8 protein-coding genes are annotated in these 16013 nt (G+C 51.9%); 4 read left to right on the top strand and 4 right to left on the bottom strand.

Translation table 11 applies throughout. The annotated features are described in order from the left end of the window. Positions 1 to 7: 7 nt before the first annotated feature. Both VB741_RS02260 and VB741_RS26230 read left to right on the top strand, forming a co-directional pair. The gene (locus tag VB741_RS02260; RefSeq protein ID WP_323363515.1) at positions 8 to 3280 is read left to right on the top strand and encodes an ATP-binding protein; all 3273 of its coding nucleotides are present in this window, start codon (positions 8 to 10) and stop codon (positions 3278 to 3280) included. 119 nt (positions 3281 to 3399) lie between these two features. Next, positions 3400 to 3672, top strand: a complete 273-nt coding sequence (locus VB741_RS26230; RefSeq protein WP_442786268.1) for an ARMT1-like domain-containing protein — start codon at positions 3400 to 3402, stop codon at positions 3670 to 3672. 104 nt (positions 3673 to 3776) lie between these two features. On the opposite strand, the gene VB741_RS02255 is transcribed toward VB741_RS26230, so the two are convergent. Together VB741_RS02255 and VB741_RS02250 are read right to left on the bottom strand one after the other, a co-directional pair. Beyond that, a complete protein-coding gene (locus tag VB741_RS02255; protein WP_323363514.1) occupies positions 3777 to 4532 on the bottom strand; it encodes a DUF928 domain-containing protein in 756 nt (251 codons plus the stop codon). 294 nt (positions 4533 to 4826) lie between these two features. Next, complete coding sequence (locus VB741_RS02250) at positions 4827 to 7454, bottom strand: CHAT domain-containing protein (RefSeq protein ID WP_323363513.1); 2628 nt, start codon at positions 7452 to 7454, stop codon at positions 4827 to 4829. A 332-nt stretch (positions 7455 to 7786) separates the two neighbouring features. Here VB741_RS02250 and VB741_RS02245 point away from each other — a divergent pair, with 332 nt between their 5' ends. Both VB741_RS02245 and VB741_RS02240 read left to right on the top strand, forming a co-directional pair. Then, entirely contained in the window at positions 7787 to 10720 is a 2934-nt protein-coding gene (locus VB741_RS02245; RefSeq protein ID WP_323363512.1) for an S-layer family protein, read from the top strand. A 161-nt stretch (positions 10721 to 10881) separates the two neighbouring features. Continuing rightward, positions 10882 to 13260, top strand: coding sequence for an alpha/beta hydrolase family protein (locus VB741_RS02240; protein WP_323363511.1), 2379 nt, complete (start codon positions 10882 to 10884; stop codon positions 13258 to 13260). Positions 13261 to 13368: 108 nt separating this feature from the next. Here VB741_RS02240 and VB741_RS02235 read toward each other — a convergent pair whose 3' ends face one another. Continuing rightward, a complete protein-coding gene (locus VB741_RS02235) occupies positions 13369 to 13869 on the bottom strand; it encodes a hypothetical protein (RefSeq protein ID WP_323363510.1) in 501 nt (166 codons plus the stop codon). Between the two features lie 222 nt (positions 13870 to 14091). Continuing rightward, positions 14092 to 15771 carry a chaperonin GroEL gene (gene groL / locus VB741_RS02230; protein WP_323363509.1) on the bottom strand — a complete coding sequence of 560 codons (1680 nt, stop codon included), beginning with the start codon at positions 15769 to 15771 and terminating at the stop codon, positions 14092 to 14094. Positions 15772 to 16013 lie beyond the last annotated feature (242 nt).

Raw genomic sequence — 16013 nt, 5'->3', positions numbered from 1 at the left:
AATCACTATGATCGACAATGCCCAGGCTCTAAAAGCATTACAAGCTGTTGACTTTAGTTGGACCACCCATGTTCGAAATATATGGGATGCACCCACATTTCATATTGAAGATTTACATCAGAAAGAACGCGAAAAAATCCTTGCTGCGGCAACTCAACTTTCTAAATCCCAAGACTCTAAGCCACCTTTAGGACAAATTGTGGAGGGAGCTCCCGGTGCAGGAAAAACCCATTTTCTAGGTGTTCTGCGTCAGAAACTAGCGTCACAGGGCATTGGCTTTATCTTAGTAGATATGACCGATGTCCATGATTTTTGGGAAACAACAGTACAAGGCTATATCAGTTCCCTACGTGAAGAAAGTGAAGATGGAACATCTCAATTTCAATTAAAGCAGGTCATACAATATTTGCTTAATTTAGCTGGCCATGCCAATGTTTCAGTTGAAACATTGGCAACTTTAACAGCGGTTCCCCTAAATAAGGGGATTATGTTGATTCTGAATGCTATTAATCAACGTAATCGCCAGGCAGCCAATCAATATCAGGATATTATTAGAGCCTTAGTATTGCTTAATTCTGATAACTTTATTTTTTCTGATATCGGCTATTCTTGGCTATGTGGGTTAGAAATCGAAGATTCTGCCAAGAAAGAGTTTCGCTTTAAAACAACTTCTTGCAAAAAGCTCAGTGATACTATAGAAGGACTCTCCTGGGTTTTAGGGTTACAGTCTTCTTGGGTTCTGGCCTTTGATCAGATTGATTCTATAGTTTCTCAACATCACTATGTTAAATCCTTATCAACAAACGATGAGCTATCAGCAGAACAGCGCACCTCCCAATTAATTATTGACGGAATCGGTGGCGGATTAATGGCGCTACGAGACAAAACATCACGCACATTAACGGTAGTTTCTTGCCTAGGTTCAACTTGGATAATACTGAAAGAGAATGTAATCAAATCAGTTAGAGATCGATTCCAAAGCTCAATCGTTTTATCAGAAATTAATCAACAAACTTTAGCATCTCAATTAGTACAGTCTCGAATAACAGCTGCTTACCCCAAGAATCTAAAGATACCTTACCCAACATGGCCATTCCATTCTGATTTTTTTGCAGATGCTGCTAAAAAAGGGAAACTGCCCAGACAGATTTTAAAAACCTGTGACAAACATCGCCAGGATTGTTTGGAAGCAAAGGCAGTTAAAGAGCTTCGTTTATTTGATGAAGGAAGACCAGAAATTTCTCACCACTCAGATTTCTCTAGGATTGAAGACTCCTTTCAGAAAATACAAGTTCAGTTCTCTCTTCATGGTGTTATAGATGAAAGCAATGAAGATATTGTCTTAGGGCAATGGTTACAAACAGTTGGATATTGTCTTCAAAAGGAAAGTACTCTTTCTGATGATGTAGACACCGCTCTAGATATTAATTTTCCTGGTGGCAAAAACTATCCGCAAATGCATGCTCGAGTTCGGTTGATCTATAGCGCCGAAGGAGATCGCGAGAAACATTTATGCCTTAGAGCGCTCCAACGCACACATCATTCTGCCTATAAGGCTAGATTAAAAGCTGCCATCACCACTGCCGGTATTGATCGCGCATTGAGTTTTCGACGATTGGTAATCTTTAGAACCCAAAACAACGATATTCCAGGTGGTGCAGCAACCCAACAGATAACACAGAAATTTTCTCAGGCAGGAGGACTATTTATCTACCCCACCGAGGAAGAACTTCGAACTATAGGCGCTTTGCATCAATTAAAAGCACAAAACTTACCTAACTTTGATAGTTGGCTGCAGCAGCAACAGCCGGTTTCCAAACTTCCTTGTTTGCAAGATACCGTAGCCTGGTTATTTGGTAATGAAAGTCCTACTAACAACAGTCAAGGTCATTCGCAACCTGCCAATAGCGCTAAAGGTTCTGCTTCAAAGAATACCGAATCTTATTCATCTAGTACTACTTCGACCGAAACATCAAGTAAGGCTCGGGCAGATAATTCAAGCTCTAGCTCGTCCGCTCCCGAAAATCAACCCGATGGCTTACCTGTGGGTAAGCGAATTATCGGGCAGCAAATCAGTAATACAATTTCAATTCCGTTAGAAGAATTAACCAAACATACAGTGATTTTGGCAGGAAGTGGAGCTGGAAAAACAGTACTCGTTCGACGCCTGGTCGAAGAAGCTGCTATTCAAGGTATTCCTGCCATTGTAATTGATGGAGCTAATGATTTAGCAAGAATGGGAGACACATGGCCGATCATTCCAGATAGCTGGAATGATCATGATCGCGATCAAGCTGAGCGCTATCACCATAATACTGAGGTGATCATCTGGACGCCAGGGCGTAAGGCCGGTAGACCACTTTCCCTAGATCCGTTGCCCAATTTTTCAGCACTGGTCAGTGATGCTGATGAATTGAGTCAAGCAATTGATATGGCTCGCGATAGTTTACAAGCTGTTGTGGCTTCAGGGAAAGGTAACACAGCCCAGATCAAGCGTGGAGTCTTGAGGAATGCTTTAGAGCACTTTGCTCGCACAGGTGGAGGAGATTTAGAATACTTTGCTGAGTTTCTAAAAGAGCTACCAGAGGAAGCCCATGGTGGTATTAGCAATGCTCATAAACGAGCACAGGAAATGGCCGATTTATTAAATGCGGAAATTGCTAACAATCCACTTCTGCGCCAAAGTGGTTCCTCACTTGATCCAGCTATTTTACTAGGTTTAGAAAATCCATCCAAAACGCGTCTATCCATTATTAACTTTATTGGTTTGCCAGGACTAGCTCAGCAGCAGCAGTTTCTCAATCAATTGGCAATGACATTATTTACCTGGATCAAAAAAAATCCAGCTCCATTGGATAAACCGTTGAGGGGTTTGCTAGTTATTGATGAAGCCAAAGATTTTCTGCCATCTCAGCAATCTACACCCTGCAAATCTAGCCTCAATCGGCTTGCAGCTCAGGCACGAAAATACGGACTTGGTATTATTTTCGCAACCCAAGCACCAAAAAGTATCGACCACAATATTATTGCAAACTGTTCTAATCAATTTTATGGAAGGGCGAATTCCCCTGCGGCTATTAGCGTAGTTCAAGACCAAATACGTCAGCGGGGTGGTCATGGAGATGATATTGCCAAACTTAAGCGGGGACAATTTTATGTTGCTTCAGAATCTTTACATCCACCGATTAAAGTTGCAACTTCACTCTGCCTATCTCATCATCCATCGAGTCCGCTAGATGAATCAGAGGTACTGCAACGAGCCCAACAGATAATGCTTTAAAATAGAGATAGAATACTAACTCGATACCACAAAATTCCTATTTCCAGAAAATTTTGCTTTAAGGAACCATTCACATCATTGCCGACAATGCAGGCCATGAGCCGTGTTGGGATTTAGTCATGGGGATGCCATCCTTAGATTGTTCAACACAGTCAAAGTTGTTATTCACGTTAAACCATGACCCATGTTTATTTCCGATTCAGGCCGAACCAGACTGGGGTGAACCCAGACATTTCAATGCTTTAAATAAAAATCTAAGCGATCCTCTGAACAACTCCATTAGCGTTATAGCCAAAGGCGATCGCAACTATCGTCGATTGGTCCAAGACCGACAATGGCCTCTGGATACACCCGCCGCCACTGCTGGAGTCCCTTTCCCAGTCCTAGCATGAGTGCTCAAATCCGCCGATGCCCTAGTCGGCATGGACCCATCAGCCACCGCAACAGCTGCCGCCAAATTTGACGATTGGCGCAGCCGTGGTCATTTTGCCATAGTTCAGTTCAGCAAGGGAGTGTTTGCGATCGCACCCAGATTTTCAGCTTGAAGTACCCCAGCCCAATTAGCCTGGAAAGTACTATTCCCTGGCTCAGACTGTCGCAAGATGGCCAGGTTAACCAACATATCGTGCCACACCCCCGCATGGCCGTAGAAGATAGCCTTAGACAACAAAGAGGACTGAGCGCTCAACTCGCCATCCGCCGGTGCCACCCGCCGAATTTGCCCCTGGACAATGGGTATATCGGTTTGAGCCGGCTGGCAAAGCAGAGCGAGGGACCAATCATAGGTTTGCCCCATGGCCAGTTCAGGACTATCGGCGGGCAATTCAATCCGTAAAACACCCCCCGTCCTGGGAATGGCTATCTGGCTTTGGTACAGCCCACGCTGGTCCTCATCCCTCAATGTTAAATGGGCCTGGGTGGCTTGGGTGGGCGGCACATACACCAGCAGTGTAGGATGCGGGGCAACGGTAAGACCGACCCCAGACTGGGGAATCAACGCCGTTAGGGGAATCCCATAAGCATCATCTTGGATACATTTCACCGCCGTGGGCCGAGACGCCCCACCTCGAGAATTATCCACCCTATCATCCGTGGGGGGCTCAAACAGCACAGACCCACGGGATGGTGACGCCACAACATGCATCGAGCTGAGCACAGGAGCAGAATCATCCGCTTGAACCGCTGAACTGGATAAGCTCCCAAAGAATAGTGCACCTAACAGGGTTAAACACAAGTAAAGTGGAGATTTCATGGCATGGGAAAGCTAAAGAGATTTTTGAAAGGAGATTTTAAAGGGGCATTAGGTGAGCGAGTTGAGAATCCAGGGCCTAGTTAGTTATCGCTCCTTAAAGTGGATCTGAGCTAAATTCAGCAGGCACCCTTATTTAACTTTTTTGTTTTGCCCCCCCAGGTCCAGCATCGCTTCATAAACCTGAGTGTCATTACCTCTATGCCCCTGTAATTTTACGGTAGTTAACCCCCACCAAGTTGAAACTTAGTGGTTCTTGCTGAGGCAAAACGACCATTCTAGGCAATCTAGCGCATACTACAACCAATTTCCCACCAATACAAACGGTGCCCAGTAAAAGGGCTGCTGGTATTGAGGCTGCTGTAACAATTTTAGCTGGGCAGCCCTGAGGGCTGCCGCCTTAGTCATGCCTGGATGATGGGTTAGCTGTTGGTAAAACTCCCCCATCAGGGTGGCGGTGGATTCATCATTCACCTGCCACAGGGTGGCCAGAGTACTACGAGCCCCAGAACGCAAGGCAATGCCCGCCAAGCCCAGGGCGGCCCGTTTGTCCCCCGTGGCGGTTTGGCAAGCACTGAGTACCAACAGCTCCAAGGGTTTGGTCAGGTTTCGCCGTCTAGGCTGCAACAATGCATCCAGCTCTTGCACATTGATCCGGCCATCCCAGGTGACCAGAAAGGTATCTTCTGCCTTGGAGCTAAACTGACCGTGGGTGGCCAAATGCACCACCGAAAAGGGGACATCGCCGAGGGCATGCTTCAGGCGCTCGGTGGTAAACCGCTGGTTGAGCAGTTGGGTGGTGGGCAATGTGGCGGCAATTTGGTTGACTTCTGTATCCACGGCGGGCAAGGCAGAGAAGCCTTGCTGGGCGGTGCTGATGCCCCCCGTTAACACGTCTAACTGTTCAACCTTCAGGGCTTGGGGCTCTAGCAACTGTAACCCTGGACTCAGGGCAACGCCATAGCGTTCGATCAGATATTGTTGGCCATCGTGCAATGCCGCCATGGGCAAATTGCGCAGCGTTCCATCCAATACAAAAACGAGGGTTTGGGTATCCCCCAGAAAATCCTCAGCCGGACGAATCAACCAGTCATATAACTGCTGGGAAAGCTGTAGCCGATCCGCTTCAAAAAAGTGGGGATTGAGATAGAGCTGCAATTGGGCCAGGGTACTTTCCACCTCAGTTTGGGGCAATTGGGTGGCGTAGTAAAACAGGGGCTGTCTCGGTCGGGAAACAATCACCGCTAGCCGATCGGGCAAAATAATCGGATAGAGCACAGCGGCGGTGGCATCAACCGTGTCAATCTGCTGGGGTTTGGCCTGTAAACAGGCATGGCGGAAAAAGTTGTCCAGTTCCGCCAGCTGTAGGGATTCAATTAACTGCCTCGCCTGCTGCAGCTGGGGCTGATCGGGATGATTGTCTAAGAGCAGGGACACCAGCTCCCGGTAAACCGGTTCAACGGTTTCTAGAAACGAAAACTGTAGCTCAGGGCTGAGGGCTACCAATTCTTGCCGCAGGGTTTGGAGGGATTCCACCGCCTTGCCGTAGGCTGCGATCGCACCCTCCGTTTCCCCCTGGTGTTGCAAAATCCGGCCCAGTTGCCACTGCCAGGTCATCTTCAGATCCGGGGCATCCAGCTCTGCCGCCAGCCCCATGGCCTGCTGGGTCAGGTTTTGGGCATCTGACCATTGGCGGGCTGTCTCATACAAATGTCCCAGCTGTCCCAGGGCAAAGGCTTCTGCCCGTCTATCCGACAAACTACGGGCCATTTTGACTGCATCCGCCAGCAGCTGAGCGATCTCGGTCCGTTGGTTCAGCATCCGTTTGTCTAGGGAGAATTGGGCCGCCCGGCTCCAACTAGCCGCAAAGTTGACCTGGGCATAGACCGTATCCCGTGCCGGTGGCAACGCCTTTAACTGGGCAGGCAACGTCTCCAACAGCGGTTGGGCAGATGACCACTGCTCCGTCTTCACCCATAGCTGTAGCTGATGCAGCTGGGCCTCAATCCGACTGTGGGGCTGCCGGGCCAGCTCAACCGCCTGTTGATAGCGGGATAGAGCAGCATCGGTGTCTCCACGGATAGCCAGGGTATTGCCCAGGCTGATCAGGATAGCGCTGGACTGATCGGCAAACACGGGCTGGGCGGCGGCCAGGGTTTGGGTAATCCCTAGACTTTCTGTTAGGAGAGATTGCGATCGCTCCAAATCCCCCATGGCCTGGGCGGCCATCCCCAGCAGCCTGAGACTGGTTGCTTTCACCTCTGGATCAGCTTGGTTTTGCGATCGCTCCAGGGACTGATCCAGCAGCAGTTGAGCTTGTTGATAATGGCCCAGGGTCTGTAACGCTTTGGCTTGATTGAGTTGAGCCCCCAGCTGTCCCGTGGCATCCTGCACCAAAGCATAGGTCGCTGCAGCCTGCTTCCAGGTCTCGATCCCCTGCTCCGGCTGACCTAACACCAATTGCAACTGTCCCTGCAAATTCAAAATCGCCCCCAGCAAAGCCGGATCAGCCTGAGGGCCGCCCTCAGGCTGAGGGCCGCCCTCAGATGCAGCAGCAGCAACAGCTAACTGGGTCTGAGCCTCAGTATTGGTCGCCTGGGCTAGCTGCCATCGCCCCAAATTAAAATAGGCCAGGGCTAGGTAGTGGGTCGCCCTAGCCTGGTCCAATCGGTTTCCCTGGGTGCCATAGGCTTGGGCCGCCTGCTGCCACACATCAGCTGCAGCGACTAGCTGCCCAGAGGCAAACAAGGCCCTGCCCTGCCCTAGGGCGGACTCGGCACTGGGGATCGTTCCGCTGACATCGTTAGCCGTCACGGGCCTGCCCCAGGCCACCAGCAACCCCATGACCACCGCTAGCATCACATATAAGCTACGCTGCCAAAGCCGTCGCCTAACGACGGGTAAAAATCCTAGCATTGGTCCCATCGCCATCCATCCCAACCATCGTTTTGGGCAACGATGTTTAGCAGTTTCATTCAACCCATGCCCTTAACAATCGGGATATAACATCCGCCAATGGGGGAAAAGTCATATCTCTTAACTACGTACGACTAACCACAAATAAACAGATGGAAGCCAGCCGTTCCATATAGCCATAAACCAATAATCGCCATAAATCAATGATCGCCATGCGGGAATTCAAGGATTCTCCTGACAGACTTGGACCTAACCTGTAAGACTATTAACCAGGCAAAAATCCTATGTCGTCAGGCCAAATCCTTCAGATACGACCTGCCATGAGAACGAGGCTCCCGACGATGTCCCAACTAGACTGGTCCAAGTTGTCACGTTACGGCTGGGCGATCGCAACAACGCTCGTGGGTGCCGTCTTTACGAACGGCATGGCTCCTCCTGCCGCCCAGGCCCAGATCAGTCCTGATACTACATTACCCACCCCATCAGTCGTGCCTGGGGGCTGCACCATTTGCCCCATTGCTGGGGGCACTCTGGCCAGCGACGGTCAGACTCTGTTCCATAGCTTTCAAGAGTTTTCCATCCCCACCGGTGGAGCGGCCCTCTTTCAAAATGATCCGTCCCTAACCAACATCATTACCCGCGTCACCGGGGGACTGACCTCGGATATTGATGGTGCCATTACAGCCCAGGGCGACGTTAACTTATTCTTGCTCAACCCCAACGGCATTATCTTTGGTCCCAACGCCGTGCTTCAGGTGCCGGGTTCCTTTGTCGCCAGCAGTGCCGACAATGTTGTCTTCGCCGATGGCAGCGTATTTAGCGCCACTACCCCCAATGCTCCACCGTTACTGACCGTGAGCACCCCCGTTGGGCTAAACCTGGGGGCAACACCCGGAGAAATTCGGGTGGATGGTCCCGGTACTTTTCCTCCCACGCTGCCGGGATTATTTGTCACCCCTGGCCATACCCTGGCCCTAGTGGGTGGGGATGTCACTGTGGCGGGGGGAACGGTATCAGCTCCCTTAGGACGGCTAGAAGTTGGTAGTGTGGCCCAAGGGACTGTGAGCCTAACCCCCATTCCCACCGGCTTTGACCTGGAGTACGCCGACAATTCTAGCTTTGGTACGATTCACCTGAGCCAAGGGGCGCTGCTAAACACCAGCGGTCCTGGTGCTGGAGAAATTGATTTACATGGAGCAGCCCTTCTAGTAGAAGGCGGGTCTCAGCTCCTAGCCGTCACCCAGGGGGCCTTGCCAGGGGGAGATTTGACCATAACGACTACGGACTCAGTCACCGTCCAAGGAGCCTCCGCCAATGGTCAGATTATTAGCCGGTTGAGTACGGATACCATTGGCGATGGCATGGGGGGTGACCTGGTGGTGGATACCAGGCAGCTACAGGTTCGCGATCGCGGTTTGCTTTCAGCCTCCACCGGGGGCAATGGACCGGGGGGAAACCTAATCCTGCAAGCTACCGACTCAATTGAACTCAGTGGCTTAGGGTATGACAATTTACAGGTCTTATTTGTTAATGCGATCCAAGGCACTTTAGACATCTCTGCCGCAGAAAGTGGCCTACTGGCAGGCAGCAACGGAACGGGACCAGCCGGTCAATTACGGATCGATACAGCTCGACTCCGGTTACAGGATGGCGCATTAATCTCCACCACCACGAGCGGAGCTGGTGCAGGGGGCGATGCCTTTGTCACGGCCACTGAGTCGGTGGACATTGTCAGCTCCATCTTCTTGACTGGAACCCTGCAGGGCACCACCCAAGATGCAGGAGACTTAAGCCTTAACACCCAGCGTCTGACCTTACGGGATGGCGGACTGTTACAAACATTCACCTTCGGTTCTGGCAACGGTGGCAATCTGTTGGTGAACGCCCTTGAGTCGGTTGAATTATTGGATACTCCCCCAGGGGCCATTGTCCCCACGGGCATTTTTGCCAACAGTATTTTTGGCACTGGCCCAGGGGGCAATATCGAAATCAATACCCAGGATTTAACCACCACGGGGGGCGCTCAGCTCGGGAACCAAACCGGAGCATTTCTGGGTACAGGGTTAGTCCCATTAGGTGGCCCTGCTGGGGATGTGATCCTAAATGTGACAGGGACTACAACCATTATTGGTTTGTCCTCCGATGGACGATTTATCAGTGGACCGGGCACATCCAGCTTTAGTGGTGCCCCGGCTGGAGATGTGGTCCTGACCACGGGCAATCTTGTCATTCGTGATGGGGCCAACATTTCTACAACTACGTTTAGCGATGGGCCAGGCGGCACGCTAACGGTTGATGTGGCTGATGTTTTAGAGATCAGCGGGACGGGTTTGAGTAGACCGCTGAATGTGACGGTGGAAGTGCCCAGTAGCCTGACGTCGTCGTCTGGACGGGGTGATTTTCCAGGGGTGGTGGGCAATGGGCGAGCAGGTGAGCTACAGGTCAGGGCAAATGAGCTGATTATTCGGGATGGAGGTGCGATTTCCATCAATAGTCTTGGCTCCGGTGATGCGGGCTCATTAAATGCCAGGGCCAATCTCATTCGCTTGGAAAATGGAGGCTCCATCAATGCGGCCACGGCGTCTGGCCTAGGGGGCAACATTGAACTGCAAACCCCTATTTTGTTACTCAGACAAGGCAGCAACATCAACACCGATGCCGGTAATGCCGACGGCGGCAACATCGATATTGATACCGTTTTTCTCATTGCCCTGGAAAATAGCGATATTACCGCCAATGCCCAGCAGGGTAGGGGGGGACAGGTGAGGATTACGGCTCAAAATATTCTCGGCACTGACTTTAGGGAACTGCTCACCGCCGAGAGTGACATTACGGCGACATCGGCCCTGGGGTCTGAGTTTAATGGTGTGGTTGAGTTAAATACCTCTGGACTAGAGGCGAGCAGTGGTTTGGTGGAGTTACCGGCGACGGTGAATGATTCCAGCAGTCAAATTGTTGTGGGCTGTCCAGCAGATAATAACAATCGCTTTGTAGTTGGTGGCCAGAATGGGTTACCGTCAAATCCCACCCAGCGGTTGCAAACATCCGAAGGCTGGCAAGATTGGCGATTTTTAAATGATGTTGATCCGATGGCAGCTGAGAATAATCTTCCTGATCCTGAGGCAACAACAATCTCTAATCCTCCACAGCTGCAGGAGGCCAGCCATGTACAGAGAGATGAACAGGGTCAAATTGTATTAGCAGCTAGGGCAGCTGAACCCCCTAGTTTTAGCGCTCAGCATAATGGGTTAGGTGCATGCACAACGTCTTGGTAGAGGTGCTAGATTTTGACCGTTATGTTGCGTTTTGAGTGTTTGTAAAAGCACGATGGGATGGGACGGGAAATACTAAACTCTAGATTCCAGCGCCCATGTTCTAGCTTCAAACTCCCATGCTTCGACACCTGCTGCCGCTTATCGTTTTTCCCCTAATCACTATGCCCGTTTCCGCCCAGATCGATCAGCCTGTGTCCACTTGGCAAAATCCGCCGGAACCGATTGTGTCTATGTTGGATGCAGACCAGCTACCGGCGGTGTCGATTTCCCCGGATAACCAATGGCTGGTGGAGTTTGAACGACGGGCACTGCCCCCCATATCTGAGCTGGCGGAACCTTGGGTTGCGATCGCAGGCACCAAACTCAACCCTGCCACCTGGGGACCGGCCCAAGAAGCCTCCTACAAGGGCATCACCGTCCGACCCTTGGGCGCGACGGAAAGCACCCCCATCGCTCTGCCCGCCGGTGCCCGTATCCGTAACCTGTACTGGTCCTACGACAGTCGCTATCTCGCCTTTACCCTCACCCAGGCCGACGGCATTGAACCCTGGGTGTTAGATTTGGCCGAGGCCAAGGCCACCCCCCTGGCGGGTCCCATCCTCAATGGTGTGTACAACAGCCCGTGCCATTGGCTGCCAGGGGATGACGGCATGATTTGCAAAGTACGACCCCAGGGACTCGGGGCACCTCCCACCGAGCCCACGGTCCCCCCAGGCCCCATCATTGAAAGTAGCCAGGGCCGGGTGGCCGCTACCCGCACCTACACCAATCTTTTGAAAAGCCCCCACGATGAGGCCCTGTTTGAATACTATTTCTCGGCCCAGCTGGCCCACATTAGCTTAGCGGGAGACATCACCCTACTGGATGCACCGAGCCTAATTCGAGATGTGACGGTGTCTCCAGATGGTCAATGGCTGCTGCGGTCTACGGTACACCGGCCCTTTTCCTACCAGGTCCCCCTGGGCCGATTCCCCGTGCGCTATGAATTGCTCAACCGCCGGGGAGAAGTGATCCACGAACTGGCGGACTTACCCCTGGCCGATGATATTTCCCTGGCCTTTGACTCCGTGCGCCCAGGCAAACGCAACATCAGCTGGCGCACCGATCAGCCCGCCACCCTTTACTGGGTAGAAGCCCTCGATGGCGGCGATGCCAATACCCCAGCCGACCATCGCGATGGTCTCTATACCCTAGCGGCTCCCTTTGATGGCAATCCGACAAAACTGTGGCGATCGACACTGCGGTTTCAGGGGGTAACCTGGAGTAACGATACTTTAGCGATCGCAACAGAAGCTTGGTATGACAGTCGTCAGCTCAAAACCTGGGCGATCAATCCCCAGGCCCCAGGCCCTGAGGCGAAGTTACTGGATGCACGAGACTTTCAAGATGCCTATGCCAACCCTGGCACCCCAGTCACCATGCCCGGCCCCTATGGCCGCTCAGTCCTGCAGCTCAGCGGCGATGGCACCAGTCTCTATCTCAGCGGTGGCGGGGCTTCGCCAGAGGGGGTATTTCCCTTTCTAGATCGTTTAAATCTAGCAACCTTGGAGAAAGAACGTCTGTGGCAGGCGGAAGGAGAAATCTTTAGCCAACTAATCCGCATTCTGGACGGCAATGCCCAATCCTTAATTGTCTGCCGAGAATCCCAGACCAGCCCCAGCAACTATCATCACATTAATCTCTCCACCGGAGAAGATACTCCCCTCACAGAATTGGTCGATCCCTTAGCCTGGTATGCCGATGTGCAAAAAGAGATTGTGCGCTATCCCCGCGCAGATGACGTAACCCTCACCGCCACCCTATATCTGCCACCGGGATATGATGCAACCACTGACGGTCCCTTACCCACAATCTTTTGGGCCTATCCCGAAGAGTTTAAAGATCGCCAGGTGGCCAGTCAAAATACTCGCTCAGAATATACCTTTACCCGGCCTGGCCGAGACTCAGTATTATTTCTGTTAACCCAGGGCTATGCGGTCCTGAGTGGACCCACCATGCCGATCATTGGCGAGGGGGATACGCAACCAAACGACACCTACATTGAGCAGTTGGTGTCTAGCGCTGAAGCAGCGATCGATTATCTGGTGGAGCGCGGGGTGAGTGATGGCAGCCGTCTGGCCATTGGCGGCCATTCCTATGGTGCGTTTACCGCCGCCAATTTGTTGGCCCATAGCGATCTGTTTCAAGCGGGGATTGCCCGCAGTGGGGCCTATAACCGCACCCTCACACCGTTTGGGTTTCAAGGAGAGCAGCGCACATTTTGGGAAACCCCAGAAACCTATCTCACCATGTCCCCCTTTATTTCCGCCGAGAAAATCAATGAACCCCTGCTGTTGATCCATGGGGCTGAGGATACCAATGCGGGCACCTATCCGCTTCAGTCGGAACGTTTATATGAAGCCGTGAAGGGTTTGGGCGGCACGGTGCGCTACGTGTCGCTACCGGCGGAGGGCCATGGCTATCGTTCTCGGGAGGCAGTGGGTCATGTGTTGTGGGAAATGGTGGAGTGGCTGGATCAGCATGTGAAGGGTGAACCCTAACCGCCTAGGGCCATCCCTTGTGGTTAAACTAATTGCTCTCCAAATTGCGCTCCCAGGATCCATTGCTGGTAGAGGGATGAGGTGCTGGTAAATTGCAATCGATGTAGATTATCCCTCCAACAAGGACCCCACCAATAATTTTTGCAGCATCCACACCAGGCTAACGGCTAACGATGCACTCCAGATGATGGCCGCCAGGGTCAGTTTGCCATTTAGCACACAGAGACTGCCGCTGATCAATAGCGCGATCGCAACTCCCCCCGACACTCGCACTAAAATCTGCACAGCCTCGGTTAATTTCCGCAAACGAGTGGCCACATCATCGGTGGACAATGGAGAAATTGCCGACTCCAGCAAATTTTGAAAGCTGTCGTAGTGCTTGGGATCAATGTGGTAGTAGGTGCCCAGGTCCGTATCGCGGAGGGCCGGATTGGAACGGAGGCCAAACTGCTTGGCGGTTGCGATCGCAGCCCGCACCTGGCGTTTACTCGCCACCCCACTAAAAGCATCAAATAACGATTCCCGATACACCCCCACCGTTGCCATTTCTAAAATCCGCTGACTGAGTTCCACCTCATGGAGTTTGGCTAGATTAGACACTGGAGTCACCGGCTTATTCCAATTACTATCTAATGACTGATCTAATAACTACATTAATTACTGTCTCAGACAAATCGCTGTCCAAACAAGTAAATATGTACTATTTAGAATATCGCTAATCGGCCTGCTTCGGCCACATTAATCACACATTAATCACACATTAATCATAAAAAAACGTAGGGGCATTCCATGGAACGCCCCTACGAAATATCGAATTAAGGCCAGGGAGGCTTACATCATGCCCATGCCGCCCATGCCGCCCATGCCACCCATGCCGCCCATGCCGCCCATGCCGCCCATGCCACCCATGGGATCACCGCCACCGGCAGCTGCAGGCTCAGGCTTCTCGACCACTAAAGCTTCCGTGGTCAATACCATGCCCGCAATGGATGCCGCATCCTGCAGGGCAGAACGCACAACCTTGGCCGGGTCCACAATGCCACTCAGCATCAAATCTTCGTAGGCACCGGTCAAGGCGTTATAGCCCTCGTTAAAGGGCATGGCGCGGACTTTTTCCACGACCACATAGCCTTCATCACCAGCATTGTCAGCAATCTGACGCAGGGGCGCTTCCACCGCCCGCATGACGATGTCCACACCCGTTTGCTCTTCAGATGCCAAACCTGCTTTCAAAGCCTCTAGCTTTTGAGCCAGGTGCAGCAGAGTGATCCCCCCACCGGGCACAATGCCTTCAGCCACAGCGGCCTTAGTGGCACTCAGGGCATCTTCAATCCGCAGTTTCCGGTCCTTCAGCTCAGTTTCCGTCGCTGCACCGACCTTAATCACGGCTACGCCACCCGCCAGTTTGGCCAAGCGCTCAGACAGCTTTTCCTTGTCATATTCAGAATCGGTGGCATCCAATTCCCTACGAATTTGACCAATACGCTCGTCAATGTCGGGCTTGTTACCACTGTTGGACACGATGGTCGTGGTGTCCTTAGTAATAGTGATTTTTTCGGCGGTTCCCAACATTTCAATGGTCGCCATCTCTAAGCTGAGGCCAATTTCTTCAGAAATCACTTGACCGCCAGTGAGAACGGCAATGTCCTGCAGCATGGCCTTGCGACGCTCACCAAAGCCAGGAGCCTTAACGGCAGCGACGTTGAGTACACCACGGGCCTTATTCACCACCAAGGTGGCCAGGGCTTCGCCGTCCACGTCTTCAGCGATGATCACCAGAGGCCTGCCGGAGCGGGCAATATTTTCTAGAACGCCGACTAGATCCTGCATGGAGCTAATCTTTTTATCAGTGATTAGGACCAGGGCACCGTCCATATCAGCGATCATTCGTTCCTGATCGGTGACGAAGTAAGGCGATATGTACCCCCGGTCAATCTGCATCCCTTCGACCACGTCTAGCTCAGTATGGAGGGACTTGGATTCCTCAACGGTGATCACACCGTCCTTAGTCACCCGGTCCATGGCTTCGGCGATCATGTTGCCAATGGCTTCGTCGCTACCGGCGGATACGGTGGCCACCTGAGCAATTTCTTTGCCTTCCACGGGTTTAGAAACGGCCGCAATTTCAGTCACTAGCTGGGCAACAGCCTTTTCAATCCCGCGACGTAGGCTAACGGGGTTGGCTCCAGCCGCTACGTTCTTTAAACCCTCACGGATAATAGCTTGGGCCAGGACGGTGGCGGTGGTGGTGCCATCACCGGCCAAATCCTTAGTTTTAGAAGCAACTTCCTGGATCAGCCTTGCCCCAGTATTTTCAAAGGGATCAGACAGCTCAATTTCCTTCGCGATGGTGATGCCATCGTTCACAATTTGAGGTGCGCCGAATTTCTTTTCTAGAACGACGTTACGGCCCTTGGGACCTAAAGTTATTTTGACCGCATCGGCCAGGGCGTTAACCCCTCGTTCTAAAGCCTGGCGGGACTTTTCATCAAATAGTACCAGTTTCGCCATAGTCAGCTCGTTTCGCTCTGCAATGAAAGACTTTAGCACTCTCCGAAGCAGAGTGCTAATTAAGCGTATATCACGACATGGCGTTACTTAATTCCGGATAACCGATCCTGATCCTTGACCGGTCATGCTCCTGATCCTTGGCGTTGACCATTCCTTGGCCTAATCGAGCCTGGCCATTGACCGCTCACCCAGTCCTGATCAAATCCTGATTAACCATGGTGATGCCAGTGATCCCCATGGAT

Source organism: Leptothoe sp. PORK10 BA2, from assembly GCF_034932105.1.
GTDB lineage: Bacteria > Cyanobacteriota > Cyanobacteriia > Phormidesmidales > Phormidesmidaceae > Leptothoe.
This window is presented reverse-complemented; position numbering and strand designations above follow the sequence as displayed.

What these genes read in the sequence shown, in the direction of transcription:
- VB741_RS26230 (WP_442786268.1), top strand. Translation starts at nt 3,400, where the DNA reads ATGGGGATGCCATCCTTAGATTGTTCAACACAGTCAAAGTTGTTATTC.
- VB741_RS02250 (WP_323363513.1), bottom strand. Translation starts at nt 7,454, where the DNA reads ATGGGACCAATGCTAGGATTTTTACCCGTCGTTAGGCGACGGCTTTGG.
- VB741_RS02240 (WP_323363511.1), top strand. Translation starts at nt 10,882, where the DNA reads ATGCCCGTTTCCGCCCAGATCGATCAGCCTGTGTCCACTTGGCAAAAT.
- groL (WP_323363509.1), bottom strand. Translation starts at nt 15,771, where the DNA reads ATGGCGAAACTGGTACTATTTGATGAAAAGTCCCGCCAGGCTTTAGAA.
- VB741_RS02260 (WP_323363515.1), top strand. Translation starts at nt 8, where the DNA reads ATGATCGACAATGCCCAGGCTCTAAAAGCATTACAAGCTGTTGACTTT.
- VB741_RS02245 (WP_323363512.1), top strand. Translation starts at nt 7,787, where the DNA reads ATGTCCCAACTAGACTGGTCCAAGTTGTCACGTTACGGCTGGGCGATC.
- VB741_RS02255 (WP_323363514.1), bottom strand. Translation starts at nt 4,532, where the DNA reads ATGAAATCTCCACTTTACTTGTGTTTAACCCTGTTAGGTGCACTATTC.